At 70.9% G+C, this 23,586-nt stretch carries 19 protein-coding genes and 1 pseudogene; 9 read left to right on the plus strand and 11 right to left on the minus strand.

What is annotated here, in order from left to right; genetic code table 11:
• Window positions 1–127: 127 nt before the first annotated feature.
• On the minus strand, window positions 128–802 hold the full coding sequence (locus ABTX62_RS35710) for a TetR/AcrR family transcriptional regulator (protein WP_352120080.1): 675 nt from the start codon (window positions 800–802) through the stop codon (window positions 128–130).
• 108 nt (window positions 803–910) lie between these two features.
• On the opposite strand from ABTX62_RS35710, the gene ABTX62_RS35715 reads away from it, so the two are divergent.
• On the plus strand, window positions 911–1,621 hold the full coding sequence (locus ABTX62_RS35715) for an NAD(P)-dependent oxidoreductase (protein ID WP_352120081.1): 711 nt from the start codon (window positions 911–913) through the stop codon (window positions 1,619–1,621).
• A gap of 36 nt (window positions 1,622–1,657) precedes the next feature.
• Here the strand turns inward: ABTX62_RS35715 and ABTX62_RS35720 are convergent, their stop codons facing one another.
• From ABTX62_RS35720 to ABTX62_RS35750, 8 genes and pseudogenes are all read right to left on the minus strand, one after another.
• Window positions 1,658–2,659 carry an ABC transporter ATP-binding protein gene (locus ABTX62_RS35720; protein WP_352120082.1) on the minus strand — a complete coding sequence of 334 codons (1,002 nt, stop codon included), beginning with the start codon at window positions 2,657–2,659 and terminating at the stop codon, window positions 1,658–1,660.
• On the minus strand, window positions 2,656–3,828 hold the full coding sequence (locus ABTX62_RS35725) for an ABC transporter ATP-binding protein (RefSeq protein WP_352120083.1): 1,173 nt from the start codon (window positions 3,826–3,828) through the stop codon (window positions 2,656–2,658). Before ABTX62_RS35725 ends, ABTX62_RS35720 begins: the two co-directional genes overlap by 4 nt.
• Window positions 3,825–4,739 carry an ABC transporter permease gene (locus tag ABTX62_RS35730; protein WP_352120084.1) on the minus strand — a complete coding sequence of 305 codons (915 nt, stop codon included), beginning with the start codon at window positions 4,737–4,739 and terminating at the stop codon, window positions 3,825–3,827. The genes ABTX62_RS35725 and ABTX62_RS35730 overlap by 4 nt, the downstream gene beginning before the upstream one ends.
• Complete coding sequence (locus tag ABTX62_RS35735) at window positions 4,736–5,785, minus strand: ABC transporter permease (protein ID WP_352120085.1); 1,050 nt, start codon at window positions 5,783–5,785, stop codon at window positions 4,736–4,738. The genes ABTX62_RS35730 and ABTX62_RS35735 overlap by 4 nt, the downstream gene beginning before the upstream one ends.
• Before the next feature lie 18 nt (window positions 5,786–5,803).
• Entirely contained in the window at window positions 5,804–7,657 is a 1,854-nt protein-coding gene (locus ABTX62_RS35740) for an ABC transporter substrate-binding protein (RefSeq protein WP_352120086.1), read from the minus strand.
• A gap of 296 nt (window positions 7,658–7,953) precedes the next feature.
• The gene (locus ABTX62_RS35745) at window positions 7,954–11,328 is read right to left on the minus strand and encodes a MinD/ParA family ATP-binding protein (protein ID WP_502998079.1); all 3,375 of its coding nucleotides are present in this window, start codon (window positions 11,326–11,328) and stop codon (window positions 7,954–7,956) included.
• Window positions 11,329–11,817: 489 nt separating this feature from the next.
• Window positions 11,818–11,979, minus strand: a pseudogene (locus ABTX62_RS38100) (SCO5717 family growth-regulating ATPase); the annotation flags it as partial.
• A 516-nt stretch (window positions 11,980–12,495) separates the two neighbouring features.
• Complete coding sequence (locus ABTX62_RS35750) at window positions 12,496–12,792, minus strand: DUF397 domain-containing protein (protein WP_352120088.1); 297 nt, start codon at window positions 12,790–12,792, stop codon at window positions 12,496–12,498.
• 268 nt (window positions 12,793–13,060) lie between these two features.
• On the opposite strand from ABTX62_RS35750, the gene rpsO reads away from it, so the two are divergent.
• The 5 genes from rpsO to ABTX62_RS35775 all read left to right on the plus strand — a co-directional run bounded on the left by rpsO (window position 13,061) and on the right by ABTX62_RS35775 (window position 18,482).
• On the plus strand, window positions 13,061–13,348 hold the full coding sequence (gene rpsO / locus ABTX62_RS35755) for a 30S ribosomal protein S15 (protein ID WP_003993372.1): 288 nt from the start codon (window positions 13,061–13,063) through the stop codon (window positions 13,346–13,348).
• Between the two features lie 287 nt (window positions 13,349–13,635).
• Window positions 13,636–15,855, plus strand: coding sequence for a polyribonucleotide nucleotidyltransferase (locus ABTX62_RS35760; protein WP_352120089.1), 2,220 nt, complete (start codon window positions 13,636–13,638; stop codon window positions 15,853–15,855).
• The gene (locus tag ABTX62_RS35765; protein WP_352120090.1) at window positions 15,852–17,231 is read left to right on the plus strand and encodes a M16 family metallopeptidase; all 1,380 of its coding nucleotides are present in this window, start codon (window positions 15,852–15,854) and stop codon (window positions 17,229–17,231) included. The genes ABTX62_RS35760 and ABTX62_RS35765 overlap by 4 nt, the downstream gene beginning before the upstream one ends.
• Window positions 17,232–17,260: 29 nt before the next feature.
• Complete coding sequence (gene dapB / locus ABTX62_RS35770) at window positions 17,261–18,013, plus strand: 4-hydroxy-tetrahydrodipicolinate reductase (RefSeq protein ID WP_352120091.1); 753 nt, start codon at window positions 17,261–17,263, stop codon at window positions 18,011–18,013.
• Between the two features lie 13 nt (window positions 18,014–18,026).
• A complete protein-coding gene (locus ABTX62_RS35775) occupies window positions 18,027–18,482 on the plus strand; it encodes a tetratricopeptide repeat protein (protein ID WP_283970350.1) in 456 nt (151 codons plus the stop codon).
• Window positions 18,483–18,553: 71 nt separating this feature from the next.
• Here ABTX62_RS35775 and ABTX62_RS35780 read toward each other — a convergent pair whose 3' ends face one another.
• Together ABTX62_RS35780 and ABTX62_RS35785 are read right to left on the minus strand one after the other, a co-directional pair.
• On the minus strand, window positions 18,554–19,105 hold the full coding sequence (locus ABTX62_RS35780) for an SCO5741 family PH domain-containing membrane protein (RefSeq protein WP_352120092.1): 552 nt from the start codon (window positions 19,103–19,105) through the stop codon (window positions 18,554–18,556).
• Between the two features lie 111 nt (window positions 19,106–19,216).
• Window positions 19,217–19,456 carry a hypothetical protein gene (locus ABTX62_RS35785; RefSeq protein WP_352120093.1) on the minus strand — a complete coding sequence of 80 codons (240 nt, stop codon included), beginning with the start codon at window positions 19,454–19,456 and terminating at the stop codon, window positions 19,217–19,219.
• A 175-nt stretch (window positions 19,457–19,631) separates the two neighbouring features.
• Between ABTX62_RS35785 and thyX the strand changes: the two genes are divergently transcribed.
• The 3 genes from thyX (at window position 19,632) to ABTX62_RS35800 (ending at window position 23,321) form a co-directional block, all read left to right on the plus strand.
• Complete coding sequence (gene thyX / locus ABTX62_RS35790) at window positions 19,632–20,372, plus strand: FAD-dependent thymidylate synthase (RefSeq protein ID WP_352120094.1); 741 nt, start codon at window positions 19,632–19,634, stop codon at window positions 20,370–20,372.
• 211 nt (window positions 20,373–20,583) lie between these two features.
• Window positions 20,584–21,483 (plus strand): 4-hydroxy-tetrahydrodipicolinate synthase, encoded by a 900-nt coding sequence (gene dapA, locus ABTX62_RS35795; RefSeq protein WP_352120095.1) that lies wholly within the window; start codon window positions 20,584–20,586, stop codon window positions 21,481–21,483.
• 152 nt (window positions 21,484–21,635) lie between these two features.
• Window positions 21,636–23,321: a ribonuclease J gene (locus tag ABTX62_RS35800; RefSeq protein ID WP_283970355.1), complete on the plus strand. Its 1,686-nt coding sequence runs from the start codon at window positions 21,636–21,638 to the stop codon at window positions 23,319–23,321.
• Window positions 23,322–23,586: the final 265 nt, after the last annotated feature.

Below are 23,586 nucleotides of genomic sequence, written 5' to 3' on the forward strand. Positions count from 1 at the left end.
CCTCGTACTGGGTGTACTTGGGCTTGCGCCCGGTGCGGCGAGAGTGCGTGCCGGGCGTCGCGACGGGGCGAACGTTGCCTGCTGCGGCACTAGCGGTCCCCGGCAGGCCCGCCCGCGCGCGCTGTGCTCACGTTTCGTCCGGGTGGAGGGCGTCGAGGACGAGGGTGAGGCCGAAGACGAACTCGTCGGCGTACTCGTAGCCGGGCTTGAGGACGTGTTCGGTGGCCAGTTCGGTGAGGTGGGGGTAGGTGTCGGCGGGCATGTCGCGCAGGATCGCGCCCGCGACCTCGTCCAGCTCGGCCGCGCCTCGGAACGGCAGGCTCAGCTCCTGGAGCACGAACCCGTACAGGTAGCTGTCGATCAGTGAGACGGCGTGCGCGGCCATGGAGACGGAGAACCCTCCGGCGCGCAGCGTGCCGATGACGGCGTCGTGATGGCGCAGGGTCGCCGGGCCGGGCCGGGAACGGGAGTCCATGAGGCCGACGGCCCAGGGATGGCGCCTGAGGACGGCGCGGGCGGACTCCGCGCGGTGGCGCAGGGCACTCTTCCAGCCCGTGTCGCGCGGGGGCAGGTCGATCTCGCCGAACACCGCGTCCACCATGCCGTCCAGGATGTCCTCCCGGCCCGCGACGTGGTGGTAGAGCGACATCGCCTCGACGCCCAGCGGTTCGGCGATGGCCCGCATGGTGAGCGCCGCCACCCCCTTCTCGTCCGCCACGGCCACGGCCGTGCGAATCACGCGCTCACGACTGAGCGGAGTGCGCCCAGAAGCCCCGCGCCGGCCCTTGTTTCCCTCGCGCATCCAGAGCCCTCCCGCTCGCTTCCCCGTGCGCTCTCCTTGACCGCCTTACAGTATAAGGCTACCTTGCCTTACAACATAAGGTAGACATTCCGGCGAAGGGGCTGCGCCATGGGAACGGATCGCGTGAAGAAGGTCTGCGTCATCGGGGCTTCGGGGAAGCTCGGGCAGTACATGGTCGGGCACGCGCTGGAACGCGGCTACGAGGTGGTCGGGGTGTGCCGGGAACGCAGCGTGCCGAAGCTGGCCGCGTTCGAAGGCCGGATGACCGTCGTCCCCGGGCCCACTGACGACCCGGAGGTGATCCGGCGGGCGGTCGCCGGGTGCGACGGGGTGCTCACGGTGCTGGTGCCGTGGGGTGTGCGGCAGTACGCGTCGGGCACGGCACAGGCGGTGCTCGACCACGCACAGCCGGGCGCGCGCCTGGTCTTCTCCTGTGGCTGGCACATCACACGCGACGGCAAGGACAGCTACTCACGGATGTTCACCCTGGGTGTCCGGATCGCCGCCGCGCTGGGCAAACTCGTCCGCGCCGTCGAGATCGACGACCAGGTCGAGGCGTGCCGACGGGTGTTCGCCAGCGACACCCGGTGGACCGTGGTGCGCGGCAGCAGCCTGGAGGAGGGCGAAAGCCAGGGCCTGCCCGTGTGGAGCCGGCGTGTCGGCGACCCGGTACTGGCCAGCAACCGGACGCGCCGGGTGGACTTCGCGCTGTTCATGGTGGAAGCGCTCACCGACGACACGCTCGTCCGGGAAGCCCCGGCGATCGTCGGCTGCCGAACCCCCAGCGCGCTCGCCCACACCGGGAAGCCCGCCGCCTAGCCGGCGACGCCCCCGGGCACTGGGCTCGGCTTCGCTTCAGCGCGTCGCCCAGTGGCATGCGACCTGGGCCGTGCCGCCGCCGCCGAGGATCTCCGGATCCTGGCCGCGGCACGCGTCCGCGACGCCCGCCCGTTCCGCCTCACCGCTCGCCAGCACCTGGCAGCGGGCATGGAAGCGGCATCCTGGCGGCACACGCGACGGGTCCGGGGGCTCCCCCGTGAGGACCACCGGGGCGCCGGGGGCCTCCGGGAGGACCGACAGCAGGGCCTGCGTGTAGGGGTGCCGAGGAGCCGTCAGGACCCGCTCCACCGGGCCCGTCTCCACGATCCGGCCCAGGTACATCACGGCGACCCGGTCGGCGATGTTCCACGCCAGGCCCAGATCGTGCGTGACGACCAGCGCGGACAGGCCCAGTTCGGCGCGCAGTCGCAGCAGCAGGGCGAGGATCTCGCCGCGTACCGAGGCGTCCAGGGACGCCACCGGTTCGTCGGCGACGAGGAGTTCGGGTTCCAGGACGAGCGCGCCGGCGATGACGACACGCTGGCGCTGCCCGCCGGACAGTTCGTGCGGGTAGCGCAGGAAGAAGCGCTCCGGGGGACGCAGACCGGCCCGGGACAGGGCCTCGGCGACCGCTGTGCGCTCGTCGCCGCCGTAGCCGTGGATGCGCAGGCCCTCGGCGATCGCGTCGTACACCGTGTGGCGGGGGTTGAGGGAGCCGCTCGGATCCTGGAGCACCAGCTGGACGCGTTTGCGGTAGGCCTTGAGGGACCGGCCGGAGTAGTCCAGCGGGCGGCCGTCGAAGGTGACCCGGCCCGCCGTCGGCTCGACCAGGCCCAGCAGAGCGCGGGCCAGGGTCGTCTTGCCGCAGCCGGACTCGCCGACCAGCGCGACGATCTCGCCGCGGCGGATGTCGAGGTCGACGCCGTCCACCGCGCGGGCCCGGGGGCCGCCGTGCCGGCCGGGGAAGGTGACGTGCAGGCCCTGGACGCTCAGCAGCGGGGCCGTGGTGACCTCGGGGGCCGTGGGGGAGAGGGTCATGGCGTGCTGGGCCTCGCTTCCTCCAGGGCTTCCGGCTCTTCGGCCGCCCGCTCATCCCGGGCCGCCGGATTCCGGGCCGCCTCCCGGGCCGCCCGATCACCACGGGCCGCCTCCCGGGCCGCCGGATTCCGGGCCGCCTCCCGGGCCGCCCGCTCATCCCGGACCGTCTCCCGGGACTCCGGTTCCGTCGCCGTCCGCGCCTCGACGGCCGCCGCGCCCGGCGGGCCGACCAACACGCACGCCGCCCGCCGCTCCGGTCCCGCCGCGCGCAGCGCCGGGTCCTCCTCGGCGCAGGACTCCAGCGCCACCGGGCACCGAGGATGGAACGTGCAGCCGGACGGCAGCGCCCCCGGGTCCGGTGGGTCACCCGCCAGCCCCCGCGGCGCGAACCGGGACGCCGGGTCGCCGATGCGCGGGAACGCGGCGGAGAGGGCCTCGGCGTACGGGTGCCGGGCGTTCTCGTACACCTGGGCGGCCGGGCCCTCCTCGACCACCCGGCCCGCGTACATCACCGCGAGCCGGTCGCAGGTGTCGGCGAGGACCGCCAGGTCGTGGCTGATCATGACGAGGCCGAGGTCCTGGTCCGCGACCAGCTCCTCGATGAGCCGGAGGATCTGGGCCTGGATCATCACGTCCAGGGCGGTGGTCGGCTCGTCGGCGATGACCAGCCGGGGGGCGCAGGCCAGCGCCATGGCGATCATGACGCGCTGGCGCTGTCCGCCGGACAGCTCGTGCGGGTAGGCGTCCGCGCGGGCCGTCGGCAGCCCGACCTGCTCCAGCAGCTCGCCGGTCCTTCTCTTGGCCCCGGCGGCGGTGGCCTTCCTGTGCAGCAGAATCGGCTCGGCGATCTGGTCACCGACGCGGTGCACGGCGTTCAGGGAGTGCATCGCGCCCTGGAAGACGATGGAGGCCCCGGCCCAGCGGACCGCCCGGACCCGGCCCCACTTCATGGTCAGCACGTCCTCGCCGTCCAGGAGCACCTCCCCGGTGATCCGGGCGCCCGCCGGCAGCAGCCGCAGCAGGGCCAGCGCCAGCGTGGACTTGCCGCAGCCGGACTCCCCGGCGAGGCCGAGCTTGTGGCCCGCCTCCAGGCGCAGGTCCACCCCGCGCACGGCGGCCGCCCCGCCCGCGTACGTCACGGTCAGGTTTCTGACGTCGAGCAGACTCAACGCGACACCCCCAGCCTGGGGTTGAGGACGGACTCCACGGCTCGGCCGCACAGCGTGAACGCCAGCGCCACCACGGCGATGGCGATGCCCGGCGGCACCAGGTACCACCAGTCCCCGGCACTGACCGCGCCCGCCTCGCGCGCGTCCTGGAGCAACCCGCCCCACGACACGACCGTCGGGTCGCCCAGGCCGAGGAAGGCGAGGGTCGCCTCGGCGAGGATGGCCGAGGAGATGATCAACGTCGTCTGGGCCAGCACCAGTGGCATCACGTTGGGCAGAACGTGCCGGGACATGATGTGCCGGTGGCCGCCGCCGAGCGCCCTCGCCCGCTCGATGTACGGCCGGGTCTCCACGGCGAGGGTCTGGGCGCGCACCAGCCGGGCCGTGGTAGGCCAGGTGGTCACGCCGATCGCGACGACCGTCGTGGTCAGCGAGCGGGACATCACGGTCGCCAGGGCGATCGCCAGCACCAACGTCGGCATGACCAGGAACCAGTCGGTGATCCGCATCATCACCGTCGCGTACCAGCCCTTGAAGTGCCCCGCCGTCACCCCGATCAGGGTGCCGATCGACACCGACAGCACGGCGGCGAGCAGCCCGACCAGCAGCGACACCCGCGAGCCCCAGATCACCAGGCCCAGCAGGTCCCGCCCGAACTGGTCGGTGCCGAGGGGGAACTCGGCGCTCGGGCTCTGCATCGGACGCCCCGGCGCGGTGGTCACGCTGCTCACGTCGGAGCCCACGAACAGCGGTGCGAACAGCGCCAGCAGCGCGCACAGCGACAGCGCGGTCAGGCCGTACAGCCCCGCCCGCTCGGAGCGGTACCGCCGCCAGAAGCGGGTGACGGACGCCCGGCGTCGCCGCCGGGCGAGGGCGCGCGGGCTCGGGGCCGCATCGGTCGTCGTCGTCATCGGGCCACCCGGGGGTCCAGCAGTGGATAGACCAGGTCGGCGAGGGTGTTCATCAGGATCACCGCGGCGGCGAACACGAAGAACAGGCCCTGGACGAGGGGCAGATCGGGCACGCTCAGCGCCTGGTAGAACAGCCCGCCGAGACCGGGCCAGGAGAACACCGTCTCCACGAGGATCACGCCCGCCACCGTCCGGCCGAGGTTGATGAAGATCAGCGTCACGGTCGGCAGCAGCGCGTTCGGCACGGCGTGCCGACGGCGCACGAGGTCGTCGCGCAGCCCCTTGGCCCGTGCGGTCGTCAGGTAGTCGCTGCCCATCTCGTCCAGCAGCGCCGACCGCGTGACCAGCAGCGTCTGCCCGTACTCCACGGCCACCAGCGTCACCACCGGCAGCACCAGATGGTGCGCCACGTCGAGGACGTACGCGAAGCCCTCCTCGCCGCCCGACTCCATGCCGCCGGTCGGGAACACGCCGGGCAGCGGGCCGATGCCCACCGACAGCACGATGATCAGCAGCAGTCCCAGCCAGAAGGACGGGATGGAGTACAGCGTCAGCGCGAGGCCCGTGTTGACGCGGTCGCCGAGTTTCCCGTGCCGCCAGGCCGACCGGGTGCCGAGGAGGATGCCCAGCGCCGTGTAGAGGACGAACGCGGTCCCGGTGAGCAGCAGGGTGTTCGGCAGCGCCTCGGTGATCTTGTCGACGACGGGGGCGCGGAACTGGTACGACGTGCCGAAGTCGCCCGTGAGGGCCTTGCCGCAGTAGTCGGTGAACTGCCGCCACAACGGCAGGTCGAGCCCGAACTCCTCCCGATATGCGGCCAGCTGCTCCGCCGACACCTGACGGCCGCCCGTCATGGTCTTCACCGGGTCACCCGGGATCAGCCGGAAGAGGAAGAAGCTGGTCACGAGCACGGCCAGCAGCGACACGGCGGCACCGGCCACCTTGCCCGCCAGGTACCGCGGGTACGCGGAGCCCTTGCGTACCCGCGGCCCTGCGGCCGTCTGCTGCTTGTCCTCGACCAGCGCGGGGGTCGCGTCAGCGGTCATGAGTACCTGCTCGCCGCCCTACTCGCGTTCCTCGGCGGTGGCCCGCCGCCGCATCGCCGCGAAGACACCGAGCCCGGCCAGGACCACGACACCCGCGGCGATCCCGGCCACGACCCCGGTGGACGACGCGGTGTCGGAGGAACCGCCGGAGTCCGCGGGGACCGCCGACCACCAGCTCCAGTAGCCGTCCTGGCCGTAGATGTTGCCCGCCTTCGCCGGCATGGTCGTGATCGACTTGATCTGGTCCGTCCGGAAGGCCTCGACCGCGTTCGGATACGCCATGACGTTCATGTACCCGAGGTCGTACAGCCGCGACTCCATCTGCTTGACGATGTCCGCCCGTTTGGCGGGGTCGTACTCGGCGAGCTGCCGGGCGTAGAGCTCGTCGTACTTCCTGTCGCAGATGAAGTTGTCCGTCGCGCCCGTGTCCTTCGGGGTCGCCGGGAGCGCGCCGCAGGTGTGGATGGACAGCACGAAGTCCGGATCGGGGTTGACCGACCAGCCGTCGAACGCCAGGTCGTACCTGCCGGCCAGCCAGGGGTCCGTCACGTTGTCCAGGCAGTTGAGCCGGACGCCGATGCCGAGCTCGCCCCACCACTCCTGGAGGTACTTGCCGATCGCCTTGTCGTTGGGGTCGGTGGCGTGGCACAGCACGCGGTAGGTGATCGGCTTGCCGTCCTTGCCGACGCGCTTGCCGTCGCCGTTCTTCTTGTACCCCGCCCGGTCGAGCAGCCGGGCGGCCTCGGCCGGGTCGTACGCCAGCTTCTGGCTCGCGGAGGGCTTCCAGAAGTACTCCTGGAAACGCGGTGGGATGTAGCCCTCGCCCTCGACGGCGTGGCCCCGGAACACCTTGTCGATGATGGCCTCGCGGTCGACGGCCCGGAACAGGGCGTTGCGCACCCGCTGGTCCAGCAGGGACGGATGGCCGTCGCCGAACTTCTCGCCGTTCTTCGCCTTCGCACCCGGGTTGGTGGCGAGGGCGTAGAAGCGGCGGCCGGGGGCGTCGTTGACCTGGATGTCGTCCGCGCCCTTCAACGACTCCGCCTGAGCGGGTGTCAGGGACGGGGACCCGGCGACGAAGGACACCTCGCCCTTGCGCAGCGCCGACACGGCCGCGTCCTGGTCCTTGTAGTAGCGGAAGACCAGTTCGTCGAATTTCGGCGCCCCGCGCCAGAAGCCCTTGTTGGCCTTGAGCCGGACATAGCTGTCGGCCTTGTAGCCGCTCAGCACGAACGGCCCGTTCCCCACCACGGGGAAGCTCTTGTCGTTGTTGAACTCGGAGAGGTCCGAGACCTTCTCCCACACGTGCTTCGGCACGATCGGCACGTCCAGCGCGGCCATCGTGGCCTGCGGCTTCTTCAGCTCGATGACCAGTTTGGTGGGGCTCGGGGCGGTCACCTTGCGGAAGTTCCCGACGTAGCTGCCGTTCGCCGTGGCCGCGCCGGTGTCGGTCATCATCGTGTTGAACGTCCAGGCCGCGTCCTCGGCGGTGGCCTGCTGCCCGTCCGACCACGTGGAGTTGTCGCGGATCGTGTACGTCCAGGTCAGCTTGTCCGCCGACGGCTCCCACTTGGTGGCCAGGCCCGGGATGGCGTGGTTGTCCTTGGGGTCGTAGTTGGTCAGGTACTCGTACATGAGCCGGTGGATGCTCGTGCTGAGCAGCCGGACCGCGAGGAACGGGCTGAGCGAGTCCACGCTCTGCGCCACCGCGACGGTCAGCACCTTCTTGCCGTCGTCGGCCGCCCGGGCCCGCTGGGGCGCCGGGTCGAGAGGGGTCGCGAGACCGGCGGTGAGGGTGAGCGCGGCCGCCCCGGCCAGGGCGACGAGCCGGAGACCGTGCGGGAGGCTGCGTTTCTGATCGTTCGTGCCCATGGTCGGACCTCGCGTCATCGCTCGGACGGGAAGGACGGGTTGATCAGGTGTCAGATGCGTGTTGTGTGTGTACCAGCGGCCGTCTCCACCCGTCAACGGCGTGTTCACCCCTTGTGGCCTGCGAAAATAACGAATTGGCGAGCTTTTCCCACCCATTGGTCGAGACCACTGACGCGCCCCTGGCCAAGGCGTGGCAACGGAATTCACCCCTGAACGCGCCAAGGCCCGCGCCGAGTCGGAACGGCGCGGGCCGGGCGGGGATCGGCCCCTCGAAAAGGGCCGATCGGGTGAGGCGATTACTGCGTCGGAGGCGGGGGCGGCGGAGTCTGCCCGTCGGGCTGGGCCGGGCGCGGGGGCGGCGGAGTCTGCCCGTCGGGCCGGGTGGCCGGGTGGCCGGGCTGCCCCGGCTGCGGGTAGCCGTAGCCCGGCTGCGGGGGAGCGGCCGAGGGCTGACCGGGTTGGGAGTACGGCTGCCCGGGGTGGGCCGCCGGCTGCCCGGGCTGCGGACCCGGCTGTCCCGGTTGACCGGGCTGCGGGTAGGGCGGCTGCGCAGTGGCCTGCGGGTATGGCCGGCCGACGGCTTGCGGGTACGGCTGACCGGGCTGGGCCGGGGGCTGACCCTGCTGCGGATAGGGCTGGCCGGGCTGCGGATACGGCTGACCCGGCTGGGCGTACGGCTGGCCGGGCTGCGGCTGCTGCGGGTACGGGCCCGGCTGGCCGGGGACCTGCTGACCGGGCGCCGGGTGCTGCTGCCCGGGGTATGGAGGCTGCTGCCCCGGCTGGGCGTAGGGCTGGCCGGGCATGGCATGGCCGGGCATCGGCGGGGCCGCGACCGGCGGCGGGTTGCCGTCGGAGGTCCACAGGCCGTGCGACTGCTGATGCCGGACGAAGTCCTCGGCGACCATAGCCGCGAGGTTGAAGTACGCCTCCCGCACCTTGGGCCGCATCATGTCGAGGTCGACCTCGGCACCGGCGGCGAGGTGCTCGTCGAACGGCACCACGATGACGCCGCGGCAGCGCGTCTCGAAGTGCGTCACGATGTCCTCGACCTTGATCATTTTGCCGGTCTCGCGCACTCCGGAGATGACGGTGATGGACCGCGAGACCAGGTCGGCGTACCCGTGCGCGGACAGCCAGTCCAGGGTGGTGCTGGCACTGCTCGCACCGTCCACGGACGGCGTCGAGATGATGATGAGCTGGTCGGCCAGGTCGAGCACACCGCGCATGGCGCTGTAGAGCAGACCGGTACCGGAGTCGGTGAGGATCACCGGGTACTGCTTGCCCAGCACGTCGATCGCGCGCCGGTAGTCCTCGTCGTTGAAGGTCGTGGACACGGCCGGGTCGACGTCGTTGGCGATGATCTCCAGACCCGAGGAGGCCTGCGAGGTGAACCGCCGGATGTCCATGTACGAGTTGAGGTACGGGATCGCCTGGACGAGGTCACGGATGGTGGCCCCGGTCTCCCGCCGCACCCGGCGCCCGAGGGTGCCCGCGTCCGGGTTGGCGTCGATCGCGAGGATCTTGTCCTGCCGCTCGGTGGCGAGCGTGGAGCCGAGCGCGGTGGTCGTGGTCGTCTTGCCGACACCGCCCTTGAGGCTGATCACGGCGATCCGGTAGCAGGACAGCACGGGCGTGCGGATCAGTTCCAGCTTCCGCTGCCGCTCGGCCTCCTCCTTCTTCCCGCCGATCTTGAACCGACCACCACCGGCCACCGGACGGCTGCTCTTCGCCTTCTGCTTCTTGCTGTTGAGCAGCCGGTCGGACGACAGCTCCACGGCGGCGGTGTAGCCGAGCGGCGCGGCCCCGGGGTTGGTGGGCTGCCGCTGGTCGTGCCGCATCGGCTGCGGCCAGGCGGCACCGGTGCGGGGGTCCACGGGCTGCTGGGGCTGCCCGGAGTACGGCTGCCCGGGCTGACCCGGATGGGCCGGCTGCCCCGGCTGCTGCTCCTGCTGCCCGGTGTGCGGAGGCTGGGCCACGGGCTGCGGCTGGGCCTGCGGGGGAACGGGCTGTGGTTGGGGCTGCGGGGGAACGGGCTGGGCCTGGGGCTGCTGGCCGGGCGGCTGGGGGAAGCCGTAACCGCCCTGGGCGTGGGGCGTGCCAGGCTGCGGGAAGCCGTAGCCGTCCTGTGGGGTCGGCGTCGGTGCGGCGGGCTGCTGGGCCGGGGGCTGCTGCTGTTCCGCCGGGACCGGGGCGCCCTGTTGCGGGAAGCCGTAGCCGCCCTGCGGGGGAGGCAGGGGCGGGCCGTCCGGCTGCTGGGCCGGTGCCGCCTGCGCAGGGGCGCCGGGGTGGGGGAAACCGTAGCCGCCCTGGGCGTTCGGCGCGGCCGGGGGCTGGGCTCCCGGGTGCGGGAAGCCGTAAGCGGGCTGCGGTGAGGGCTGGGCGGGCGACTGGTTCCACGCGGCAGGCGCGGGCTGCGGCGCCTGCGGCTGGAAGGGCGGCTGCTGGGCCGGTACCGATGGCTGCGGCGGCACCGGCTGCTGCTGTCCCTGCGCCGCCGTCGGCTGCGCGGGCACGCTCGGGGCCGCGGGCTGGGCCTGCGGCTGTTGCTGCGGCTGTGCGGGCCAGTGGCTCGCGGGCGCCGGGGCGGCCGGCTGGTACGACGGCGGCAGCGGCGGCACGCCCTGCGGGGCCGGGGGAGCCCAGGCCGGCTGGGCGTCGCCCGTCCCCGGCCCGGCGGCATCCTCGGGAACGCTGTCCTGGGGAACGCTGTCGACGGGCTCGGCATCCGAGGACTGGGCGTCGGAGGACACCGCGTCGGCGGCCCCGGCGCTCACAGGCTCGGCGTCCGTGAGAGGAGTGCCGGCAGCCCGCGAGTCGACAGGCTCCGCAGTAGCCGCGCCCGCGTCCTCGCTCTGCTGGTGCTCAGCTTCGGCCGTTACGGCCGGTACGGCGTTCAAGGGCTCGTCCGCCTCCGGCCGAGCGTCCTCAGGGTCGGCCTCCTCAGACCCGGTGCCCTCCGCCCCGGTGTCGTCGGGCGCGGAGTCCTGGACATCGGCTTCTTCGGACGGGGTGTCCTCGGGCGCTGCGACCTGCGGCTCGGGGAGACCGGATGCCACGTCCTCGACTTCCGGCCGCGTGCTCGCCGACTCGGACTCCTCGGCCGGCGGCACGTCGGCGAACGCGTCCGCGTCCAGCGCGTACTCCGACACCGCGTCCGAGGTGTCGTCCTCCGCGTCATCGGTACGGGCACCGATGACGGCCTCGTCGGCGTCCTTGCTCTCGGTGTCACCGTCGCCATCGACGCCCGACACCTCGGGGACGCCGGGGGCGTCGGCGGTATCGGCCGAGGAAACCCCCTGCGCCGCTGCACGCTCCTCGATGTCCCGCTGCAGGGCCACGGCGGAGAAGCGCACGGTGGCGCCACTGTCGAGGTCACCGGCGCCCGGCTCCTCGGCGTCGTCGGCGACCGGATCAGCCGAAAGGCCGGGAGCGGTCGGGGCCTCAGGGGCGGCAGGAGGAGTGGCAGGGGGAGTCGCCTGAGTTTCGGGAACGGGCGGGGCCTGCGGCGGAGTCGGCGGCGTCCACTGCGCCTGGTACCCGCTCACGGGGATGTTCGGCACGGCCGTGGGAGAGGCCGGGCTCCCCGCCGGTGCCTCGGTCTGCCCCTGGGGCTGAGCCCCCGGCTGCGGTCCCTGCGGCTCGAAGCCGCTGCCCATCGGAAGCCTGGGCACGGAGGAGGAACTCTGGGAAGAGGGTGCGGGCGGCGTCGGTGGCGTGAAGGGCGCACCGGGCGCGGGCGCGGGAGGCGTGAACGGAGCGCCCGGAGCGGGTGCCGGCGCGGGAGGAGTGAAGGGCGCCCCGGGCGCCGGAGCCAGGGCGGAGGCCTGCCCCGGCAGGGACGTCGGAAGGGACGAAGGGCCACCGGAAGGGTTGGCGTGCGGCGGCGGAGTGAGCCCCGGCAGCGGCGGCACCGGCCCCTGCGGCATCCCGGAACCACCGGGCGTCCCGGCCGCCCCCGGAACTCCCGAACCTCCGGCGGCACCGGAAGCCCCATGCGCCCCGGTACCTCCGGGCACGCCGGGAGCCCCATGCGCCCCGGTACCTCCGGGCACGCCGGAAGCTCCCGGCGCCCCCGAACCCGCGGGCGCCCCCGAAGCACTGGAGTCCTCGGACGCCGCCCCCGCCCCCTGCCCCGCACTCGAGCTGCCCGAGGCGTTCTGCGTGTACCAGGCGGGCGGCGCGTAGTCGATGGTGAACTCGCCCGTCACCTCTGCCGCGGACTCCGCGTCGGGCTGGTCATCGCCGGGTGTCGCCCAGCCCCCGCGGATCCCGTCCCGATCGCTGCTCACAGTGTTCCTCCTGGTGTGGTCGAGCACCCTCATAGCGTGCTGGGCGACCCTTGCTTGTCGTCCGACGTCGTGCGTAGTCGCTCGAGGCGAATCGAGGTCGTCCGAGGTCGTCCGCTCCACAGGCTCCCCCGCCTTCCCCCTGGGACGCCGACGCCTGCCACGGTTCCGACGGCGCGCCCCGTCCCAGCCTAATCACCACAAGCCCCGCCCCGGCAGGCCCGTCCACCCCCGAGCAGTTGTCCGTCGCGTCACAACCTGCCCGGAAGGTGTCCGGAAGTGACGTATACGGCACGCACTTTGGTGAACAAACCGGTCGATACATGTGAAGAATCGCGAACTGCCGTGCAGCGTCACCGTCTTGGGGTCACGAGGAAGCATCAGCCTTGAGGCGCACGAGACATACGAAGCAAGAGACATGGGAAGCGCACGGCACACGAAGCGCACGGCACACGAAGCGCACGGCACACGAAGCGCACGGCACACGAAGCACAAGACATGCGAAGAGGGGTGGCCGTTCACCGGCTCACCCCTCGTCGTCCACCGCGCCGCTCATCGCCCGGCTTCGGGCCCCCCGCCGCGCGCCCCCGGCTCAAGATCGAACTCGCCGTCCCGCGCCCCCAGCACGAACGCCCGCCATTCCGCCTCCGTGTAGCGCAGCACCGTCTCCGGGTCGAGTGACGAGCGCATCGCCACGGCCCCCTCGGGCAGGTAGGCGATCTCGACCCGCTCCTCGTGGCTCTCGGTCCCCGGCGCGCTGTGCCACTCGACACCGGAGATGTCGAGGGCGTAGAGCTCGTCCCGCTCCCGCTCCTTGCGTGCCTTGATCTCCTCTGCCGTCTCCGCCATGCCGCAGCGACCCCTTCCCGACGTACGAACGATCCGAATCCGCTCACCCTAGTGGCCCCCTCCCCTCCGGCCGGGAGGTTCGAAGGACCAGGGCAAAGACGGCCCCGACCGCCTGATACCCTGGACGACGGCCGTTTGTGTACGCACCCCCGGAGCTCACCGCTCTGGAGGCCGCGCCCAGCGGATCCCCGCCTTCCGAGTCATGGAAGCTCCCCCGAGACACAGACCGGGGGCACTCGGTGGCCATCACAGACTACGAGGAGTACGCGTGCCGCTCGACGCCGCTACGAAGAAGCAGATCATCACCGAGTTCGGCCAGAAGGAGGGCGACACCGGCTCCCCCGAGGTCCAGGTCGCCATGCTTTCGCGCCGCATCTCGGACCTGACCGAGCACCTCAAGACCCACAAGCACGACCACCACTCCCGCCGTGGCCTGCTGATCCTGGTGGGTCAGCGTCGCCGTCTTCTCCAGTACCTGGCGAAGAAGGACATCCAGCGCTTCCGTGCGCTGGTCGACCGCCTCGGCATCCGTCGCGGTGCGGCGGGCGCCAAGTAAGACGCCGTGAGGGGAGCGGTTCCCGAAGGAAAGGGGACCGCTCCCTTTGCTGTACGTGCGGAGTGTCACCACTGCTTTGTAGTGTGGTAGCACAACGCAGGACGAACGACACAGCACGACAAGAAGAGGAGAGGCGCACCCAGCCGCCGCCGGTCCTCGGTAGTGGCCCCCGGGGGAAGCGAGCCCGGGTGCTTCGATCGAAGACCGGCCCGCACAGCCCGGAGCGCTTCTCCACAACCGTCTCCCCGCCACACGGGCCGGGAGACGAGGACGAGGAGAAAGCACTAGTGGAGAACGAGACCCACTACGCCGAGGCCGTCATCGACAATGGCGCCTTCGGTACCCGCACCATCCGCTTCGAGACGGGCCGCCTGGCCAAGCAGGCCGCCGGCTCCGCCGTGGCGTACCTGGACGACGACACCATGGTGCTGTCGGCCACCACCGCTTCCAAGAACCCCAAGGACCAGCTCGACTTCTTCCCCCTCACGGTGGACGTCGAGGAGCGGATGTACGCCGCCGGCAAGATCCCCGGCAGCTTCTTCCGCCGCGAGGGCCGCCCCTCCGAGGACGCGATCCTCACCTGCCGCCTGATCGACCGCCCGCTGCGCCCCTCCTTCAAGAAGGGCCTGCGCAACGAGATCCAGGTCGTCGCCACGATCATGGCGCTCAACCCCGACCACCTGTACGACGTCGTGGCGATCAACGCCGCGTCCGCGTCCACGCAGCTGGCCGGCCTGCCCTTCTCCGGCCCGATCGGCGGCGTCCGCGTCGCGCTGATCAACGGCCAGTGGGTGGCCTTCCCGACGCACACCGAGCTCGAGGACGCCGTCTTCGACATGGTCGTCGCGGGCCGCACCCTGGAGGACGGCGACGTCGCGATCATGATGGTCGAGGCCGAGGCCACCGAGAGGACCATCCAGCTGGTCAAGGGCGGTGCCGAGGCGCCGACCGAAGAGGTCGTCGCCGCCGGTCTGGACGCCGCGAAGCCCTTCATCAAGGTGCTCTGCAAGGCCCAGGCCGACCTCGCCGCGAAGGCCGCCAAGCCCACCGGCGAGTTCCCGATCTTCCTCGACTACCAGGACGACGTCCTGGAGGCGCTCACCGCGGCCGTCAAGCCCGAGCTCGCCCAGGCGCTCACCATCGCCGGCAAGCAGGAGCGCGAGGCCGAGCTGGACCGCGTCAAGGGTCTGGCCGCCGAGAAGCTCCTCCCGGAGTTCGAGGGCCGCGAGAAGGAGATCTCCGCCGCGTACCGCTCGCTCACCAAGCAGCTGGTCCGCGAGCGCGTGATCAAGGAGAAGAAGCGCATCGACGGCCGCGGCGTGACGGACATCCGTACGCTCGCCGCCGAGGTCGAGGCCATCCCGCGCGTGCACGGCTCCGCGGTGTTCGAGCGTGGCGAGACCCAGATCCTGGGCGTCACCACGCTCAACATGCTCCGCATGGAGCAGCAGCTGGACACCCTCTCCCCGGTGACCCGCAAGCGCTACATGCACAACTACAACTTCCCGCCGTACTCCACCGGCGAGACCGGCCGCGTCGGCTCCCCGAAGCGCCGCGAGATCGGCCATGGCGCCCTCGCCGAGCGCGCCCTGGTGCCGGTCCTGCCGACGCGCGAGGAGTTCCCCTACGCCATCCGCCAGGTCTCCGAGGCGCTGAGCTCCAACGGCTCGACGTCCATGGGCTCGGTCTGCGCCTCCACCATGTCGCTGCTGAACGCCGGTGTGCCGCTGAAGGCCCCCGTCGCCGGTATCGCCATGGGTCTGATCTCCCAGGAGATCGAGGGTGAGACGCACTACGTCACCCTCACCGACATCCTCGGTGCGGAGGACGCCTTCGGCGACATGGACTTCAAGGTCGCCGGCACCAAGGAGTTCGTGACCGCCCTCCAGCTCGACACCAAGCTGGACGGCATTCCCGCCTCCGTCCTGGCCGCCGCTCTCAAGCAGGCCCGTGACGCGCGCCTCCACATCCTCGACGTGATGATGGAAGCGATCGACACGCCGGACGAGATGTCCCCGAACGCCCCGCGGATCATCACCGTAAAGATCCCCGTGGACAAGATCGGCGAGGTCATCGGCCCCAAGGGCAAGATGATCAACCAGATCCAGGAGGACACCGGCGCCGACATCACGATCGAGGACGACGGCACGATCTACATCGGCGCGGTCGACGGACCGTCCGCCGAGGCCGCCCGCACCACGATCAACGGCATCGCCAACCCGACCATGCCGGAGGTCGGCGAGCGCTACCTGGGCACGGTCGTGAAGACGACCACCTTCGGCGCGTTCGTGTCGCTGCTGCCGGGCAAGGACGGACTGCTGCACATCTCGCAGATCCGCAAGCTCGCCGGCGGCAAGCGCGTGGAGAACGTCGAGGACGTCCTCGGCGTGGGCGCCAAGGTCCAGGTCGAGATCGCCGAGATCGACTCCCGCGGCAAGCTCTCCCTGATCCCCGTGATCGAGGGCGAGGACGCCTCTGACGAGAAGAAGGACGACGCCGACCAGTGACGTCCCGTGACTTCCAGGCGACGGCCCGCACCTCCTCGGAGGTGCGGGCCGTCGCCCGTACCCAAACCCTCATCAAGGGCGAGAACGGCATCGGCACGGTGCGCAAGACCACCCTCCCGGGCGGACTGCGCATCGTCACCGAAACCCTGCCCTCGGTCCGCTCCGCGACCTTCGGCATCTGGGCCCACGTCGGATCCCGCGACGAGACCCCGGCCCTGAACGGCGCCACCCACTACCTGGAGCACTTGCTCTTCAAGGGCACGAACCGCAGGTCCGCCCTGGACATCTCCGCCGCCATCGACGCGGTCGGCGGCGAGATGAACGCGTTCACGGCGAAGGAGTACACGTGCTACTACGCACGCGTGCTCGACGCCGACCTGCCGCTCGCCATCGACGTCGTCTGCGACATGCTGACGGGCTCCCTCATCCTCGAAGAGGACGTGAACGTCGAGCGGGGCGCGATCCTCGAAGAGATCGCCATGACCGAGGACGACCCGGGCGACTGCGTGCACGACCTGTTCGCGCACACGATGTTCGGCGACAACCCCCTCGGCCGCCCGGTCCTCGGCACGGTCGACACGGTCAACGCCCTCACCGCCGACCGCATCCGCCGCTTCTACAAGAAGCACTACGACCCGACCCACCTGGTCGTCGCCTGCGCGGGCAACATCGACCACAACAAGGTCGTACGGCAGGTCCGTGCCGCCTTCGAGAAGGCCGGTGCCCTCAAGGACCTCACCGCCGACCCCGTCGCCCCGCGCGGCGGCAGGCGTGCCCTGCGCACCGCGGGCCGCGTCGAGCTGGTCGACCGCAAGACCGAGCAGGCACATGTCGTGCTCGGCATGCCGGGCCTGTCCCGCACGGACGAGCGGCGCTGGGCCCTGGGCGTGCTGAACACCGCCCTCGGCGGCGGCATGTCCTCCCGGCTCTTCCAGGAGGTCCGCGAGAAGCGCGGCCTGGCCTACAGCGTGTACTCGTACACCTCCGGCTTCGCCGACTGCGGCCTGTTCGGCGTGTACGCCGGCTGCCGTCCGTCGCAGGTGCACGACGTGCTGAAGATCTGCCGCGACGAACTCGACCACGTCGCCGAGCACGGCCTGTCCGACGACGAGATAGGGCGTGCGATCGGCCAGCTCCAGGGCTCCACCGTCCTCGGCCTGGAGGACACCGGCGCGCTGATGAACCGTATCGGCAAGAGCGAGCTGTGCTGGGGCGAGCAGATGTCCGTCGACGACATGCTGTCCCGGATAACGTCGGTCACCCCCGATGACGTCCGCGAGGTGGCCCGCGAGATCCTGGGACGGCGGCCCTCCCTGTCGGTCATCGGTCCGCTGAAGGACAAACAGGCGACCCGCCTGAACGACGCCGTCGCCTGACCATCCCCCTGGTGAAGGAAGCACAACAGATGAGCAAGCTGCGCGTGGCGGTCCTCGGGGCCAAGGGCCGGATCGGCTCGGAAGCGGTACGAGCCGTCGAAGCCGCCGAGGACATGGAACTGGTCGCCGCCCTCGGCCGGGGCGACAAGCTGGAGACGCTGACCGACTCCGGCGCCCAGATCGCGGTCGAGCTGACCACGCCCGACTCGGTCATGGCCAACCTCGAGTTCTGCGTCGGTCACGGCATCCACGCGGTCGTCGGCACCACCGGCTGGACCGACGGGCGCCTCGCGCAGCTGAACGGCTGGCTGTCCGCCTCCCCGGAGACGGGCGTCCTCATCACGCCGAACTTCTCCATCGGGGCCGTCCTCACGATGAAGTTCGCGCAGCTCGCCGCCCCCTACTTCGAGTCCGTCGAGGTCGTCGAGCTGCACCACCCGAACAAGGTGGACGCCCCCTCCGGCACCGCCACGCGCACCGCCCAGCTCATCGCCGAGGCCCGCCGCGCCGCCGGCACCGCCCCGGCCCCCGACGCCACGGCCACCGCCCTCGACGGTGCCCGCGGCGCCGATGTCGACGGCGTCCCGGTCCACGCCGTCCGGCTGCGCGGTCTGCTGGCCCACCAGGAGGTCCTGCTCGGCGCCGAGGGCGAGACCCTCACGGTCCGGCACGACTCGCTCCACCACAGCAGCTTCATGCCGGGCATCCTGCTCGGCGCCCGCCGCGTGGTGAGCACCCCGGGCCTGACCTTCGGCCTGGAACACTTCCTGGACCTGAACTGAGCCCCTGACCGTCATGCGCGCGAAGCTCACCTACGCCCTCACCGCCGCCGTCCTGGTCGTCTACTTCGTCCTGGTCGGCAGCCGCGGCGTCCTGCTCATCGAAACCGGCACGGCCCTCACCGTCACCTTCGGTGTCGCCGTGCTGATCCTGCCGGTCATCGGCCTGTGGTTCCTGTGGAAGAACACCCAGTTCGCCCGCAAGGCCGGCCAACTCGCCGCCGAACTCGACGCCGAGGGCGGCCTGCCCGTGGACGAACTGCGGCGCACCCCCAGCGGGCGCATCGACCGGGACTCGGCCGACGAGGTCTTCGCCAAGCGCAAGGCCGAGACGGAGGACGCCCCCGACGACTGGCGCACCTGGTTCCGCCTGGCCGTCGCCTACCACGACGCCCGCGACACCCCGCGCGCCCGCAAGGCGATGCAGCGCGCGATCGCCCTGCACGACGGCAAGCAGCCCGAAGCCGCCTGAACCACTCCCGCTCATGCCTGCGGGGCCGGACCGTTCATACGGTCCGGCCCCGCAGGCATGAGCGCGGGACGTCAGCGCGGGCCGTACTCCTCGGCCCACGCCTCGACCGAGTCCGCCGCCCGGTCGAAGGCCTCCGTGCGGCCCAGGAAGTCCGCGTTGTGCGTGGTCAGCAGCGGCGAAGGGGCGGTGTCCCGGCCCTGGCGTCCGAGCAGCAGCGCCTGCCCCTGCACCGTCCGCGGCAGACTCAGCCAGCGCACCGGCTGCTGCACCGTACGCACGGAGGCGACCTGTTCCCAGGACGCCGTACGCGTCGTGAGGAACCCCACGTGCCGCAGCCCGCGCGCGCTGACCCACACACCCATGCGCAGCAGCCGCAGCGCCGCGGCGATGACGAGCAGCGCGAGGGCCAACACCACCGCGGCCGACGTCAGTTGGGCCGTCACGGCGATGATGACCGCCGCGAACAGCACGAACGAGGCGAGCAGCAGCGCGAGCGCCGCCGCTCCGACCCGCCACGGCCCGGGCCGGTACGGACGCCGCCAGCGGTCACGGTCGTCGTAGCGCAACGGAACGTCGTCCGCCGCCTCGAAAACGCGGTCGGCCGTCAGGAAGGGCAGGGGCACGGCTGGTCCTCACTCGATCCATGCGTGGGCTGTGCCCGGTGAGGCTACCGATCTGTGTCCCCGGTCACCACTGGCGGGGGCCGGATGGAGTCACCGCCGGTGCGGCGCGGTTCAGCGCTTCTCGGACGCCTGCGACTGCTGAGGCTGATCAGCCGTCTTGACGGGCGTCAGCGCGGGCATCCCGATGACCAGGGACCCCACGAGCCCCGCCACGATGGTGAGCCCCAGCAGCCAACGGCCGGCCATCTGACCGACGGACGACCGCTCGCGCGGTGGGGGAGTGACATTGCTGCGGAACCTGTCGGCCTCGGCTACGAAGGCAAACGGTACGGGTTCACGCCGACCGAACATCAGGGAAGCTTCTCCTTCGGGGTGGAACGGATCACTGTCGTCTGTAGAGACGAACGAACTCCCTCAGAGGTGCCCTGTTTCACCGACTTCATTGCGGCACGGCACCGATCGCACGGATTTCGGCGAGCCGTAGAGTGGCGTCGCCACACGACGAGATGGGAAGGCCCTGCCAACCGTGACCGACACCCCCGCCGACGACCTCAAGCCCAGCTACCGCAGCGACGTCACCGTCGAGCTGGTCAAGCACACCGCGTCCGACGCGGACGTCCTCTTCGCCGCCCGCGTCTCGACCCTGGGCGAGCAGTCCCTGGACGAGCTGAAGAAGGACCCCGAGCGTTCCAAGGGCCTGATCAACTACCTGATGCGGGACCGGCACGGCAGCCCCTTCGAGCACAACTCCATGACCTTCCTCATCAGCGCCCCGATCTTCGTCTTCCGCGAGTTCATGCGGCACCGCGTCGGCTGGTCGTACAACGAGGAGAGCGGCCGCTACCGCGAGCTCCAGCCCGTCTTCTACGTCCCCGACGAGTCCCGCAAGCTGGTGCAGGAGGGCCGCCCCGGCAAGTACGTCTTCGTCGAGGGCACCCAGGCCCAGCAGGAACTGGTCGGCCGTGTCATGGAGGACTCGTACCGCCAGGCGTACGAGGCCTACCAGGAGATGCTCGCCGCCGGCGTCGCCCGCGAGGTCGCCCGTGCGGTCCTCCCGGTCGGCCTGTACTCCTCGATGTACGCCACCTGCAACGCCCGCTCGCTGATGCACTTCCTCGGGCTGCGCACCCAGCACGAGCTGGCCAAGGTGCCGTCCTTCCCGCAGCGCGAGATCGAGATGGTCGGCGAGAAGATGGAGGCCGAGTGGGCCCGGCTCATGCCGCTCACCTACGCGGCCTTCAACGCGAACGGACGGGTGGCGCCGTAACGCGCCCCGAGTCGCCGGTCAGGTACAGATGTGCGGTTCAGCCGCGCGAAGTGTCCGTATTGCGGCATTTAGAGAAGTTCATCTAGCCTGATCAAACGGGTCCGGCACTGCTTGAACCCCCGAGCAGGCAGTGCCGGGCTCCACCTTTGTCGCGACTTGTCGCCCGCCCCGCGGGCAGACCCGGTCCTGAGCAACGAGTAGCGTGTAACCCATGGCTCCGACCTCGACTCCGCAGACCCCCTTCGGGCGGGTCCTCACCGCCATGGTCACGCCCTTCACGGCGGACGGCGCACTCGACCTCGACGGCGCGCAGCGGCTCGCCACCCACCTGGTGGACGCAGGCAACGACGGCCTGGTCATCAACGGCACCACGGGCGAGTCCCCGACCACCAGCGACGCGGAGAAAGCGGATCTCGTACGGGCGGTCCTGGAGGTGGTCGGAGACCGAGCCCACGTGGTGGCCGGAGTCGGCACCAACGACACACACCACAGCATCGAACTCGCCCGCACGGCCGAGCGCACCGGCGCACACGGCCTGCTCGTGGTGACCCCGTACTACAACAAGCCTCCGCAGGAAGGCCTCTACCGGCACTTCACGGCGATCGCCGACACCACCGGCCTCCCGGTGATGCTCTACGACATCCCCGGCCGCAGCGGCGTCCCGATCAACACCGAGACGCTCGTCCGCCTCGCCGAGCACCCGCGGATCGTCGCCAACAAGGACGCCAAGGGCGACCTGGGCCGCGCCAGCTGGGCCATCGCCCGCTCCGGCCTCGCCTGGTACTCCGGCGACGACATGCTCAACCTGCCCCTGCTCTCGGTCGGCGCGGTCGGCTTCGTCTCGGTCGTCGGCCACGTCGTCACCCCCGAGCTGCGCGCCCTGGTCGAGGCGTACACCTCCGGCGACGTCCAGAAGGCCACCGAGATCCACCAGAAGCTGCTCGCCGTCTACACGGGCATGTTCCGCACCCAGGGCGTGATGACGACCAAGGCGGCGCTCGCCCTCCAGGGACTGCCGGGCGGGCCCCTGCGCGCCCCCATGGTCGAATGCGCGCCCGAGGAGATCGAGCAACTCAAGATCGATCTTGCCGCCGGCGGGGTACAGCTCTGACATCGGACTTCGCGCGGACCTCCGCGCATCTGCTTCACAACTGAATAAGCGGGCCACGTGCTCGCACCACCCCACACACAACTGCTCATGCACGAACGTCACGCGCGCCACGTGCCCCACCGGTACGTGGCGTGTGTGGTGAGGAGAGTCTTTTGAGTCATCCGCATCCCGAACTCCGCACGCCCCCGCCGCTTCCCGAGGGCGGCCTGCGTGTCACTCCGCTCGGCGGCCTCGGCGAAATCGGCCGGAACATGACCGTGTTCGAATTCGGCGGCCGTCTGCTGATCGTCGACTGCGGAGTGCTCTTCCCCGAGGAGGAGCAGCCCGGAATCGACCTGATCCTGCCGGACTTCTCGTCCATCAGGGACCGCCTCGACGACATCGAGGGCATCGTCCTCACGCACGGCCACGAGGACCACATCGGCGGCGTCCCCTACCTCCTGCGCGAGAAGCCGGACATCCCGTTGATCGGCTCCAAGCTGACCCTCGCCCTCATCGAGGCCAAGCTCCAGGAGCACCGCATCCGCCCGTACACCCTCGAGGTGGCGGAGGGACACCGAGAGCGCCTCGGCTCCTTCGACTGCGAGTTCATCGCGGTCAACCACTCCATCCCGGACGCGCTGGCCGTGGCCATCCGCACCCCCGCGGGCATGGTCGTCCACACCGGCGACTTCAAGATGGACCAGCTCCCGCTGGACAGCCGCCTCACGGACCTCCACGCTTTCGCACGCCTGAGCGAGGAGGGCATCGACCTCCTCCTCTCGGACTCGACGAACGCGGAGGTGCCGGGGTTCGTCCCGCCGGAGCGGGAGATCTCCAACGTCCTGCGTCAGGTCTTCGCCGGTGCCCGCAAGCGCATCATCGTCGCGAGCTTCGCCAGCCACGTGCACCGCATCCAGCAGATCCTGGACGCGGCGCACGAGTACGGCCGACGCGTGGCCTTCGTCGGCCGCTCCATGGTCCGCAACATGGGCATCGCCCGGGACCTGGGCTATCTGAAGGTCCCGCCGGGCCTGGTCGTGGACGTCAAGACGCTCGACGACCTTCCGGACAGCGAGGTGGTCCTGGTCTGCACGGGCTCCCAGGGCGAACCGATGGCGGCCCTGTCCCGCATGGCCAACCGCGACCACCAGATCCGCATCGTCCAGGGCGACACGGTCATCCTGGCGTCGTCGCTGATCCCCGGCAACGAGAACGCGGTCTACCGCGTGATCAACGGCCTCACCCGCTGGGGCGCCAACGTGGTCCACAAGGGCAACGCCAAGGTCCACGTCTCCGGCCACGCCTCCGCGGGCGAGCTGCTGTACTTCTACAACATCTGCCGCCCGAAGAACCTGATGCCCGTGCACGGCGAATGGCGTCACCTGCGTGCCAACGCCGAGCTGGGTGCCCTGACCGGCGTCCCCCACGACCGCATCGTCATCGCCGAGGACGGCGTCGCCGTCGACCTCGTCGAGGGCAAGGCCAAGATCTCCGGCAAGGTCCAGGCGGGCTACGTCTACGTCGACGGCCTCTCGGTCGGTGACGTGGGCGAGCCGGCCCTCAAGGATCGCAGGATTCTCGGCGACGAGGGCATCATCTCTGTCTTCGTGGTCATCGACTCGTCCACCGGGAAGATCACCGGCGGCCCGCACATCCAGGCCCGTGGCTCGGGCATCGAGGACTCCGCCTTCAGCGATGTCGCGCCCAGGATCACGGAAGTCCTCGAACGCTCCGCGCAGGACGGCGTGGTCGAACCCCACCAGCTCCAGCAGCTCGTTCGCCGCACGCTGGGCAAGTGGGTGTCGGACACCTACCGGCGCCGGCCGATGATCCTGCCTGTGGTGGTGGAGGTCTGACGGCCCGTCGGGCCTGAGCCCACGCCAACTGGGAGCGGGGCGCCTCGATTTGCATCGAGGCGCCCCGCTCCAGTAGGTTTGCAACTCCTCCCGACGGGGCACCCGGGCCAACTCAGGCACCAGGACCATGCCCGGCCGGGGAGGAAAATCCGACTCAGAACATCTGATAAAGTCGGAACCGCCGGAAAGGGAAACGCGAAAGCGGAAACCTGGAAAGCACCGAGGAAATCGGGTCGAGAAAAGATCTGATAGAGTCGGAAACGCA

It is taken from the genome of Streptomyces sp. NPDC096046 (assembly GCF_040303285.1).
In the GTDB taxonomy this organism is placed as follows: Bacteria; Actinomycetota; Actinomycetes; order Streptomycetales; family Streptomycetaceae; genus Streptomyces.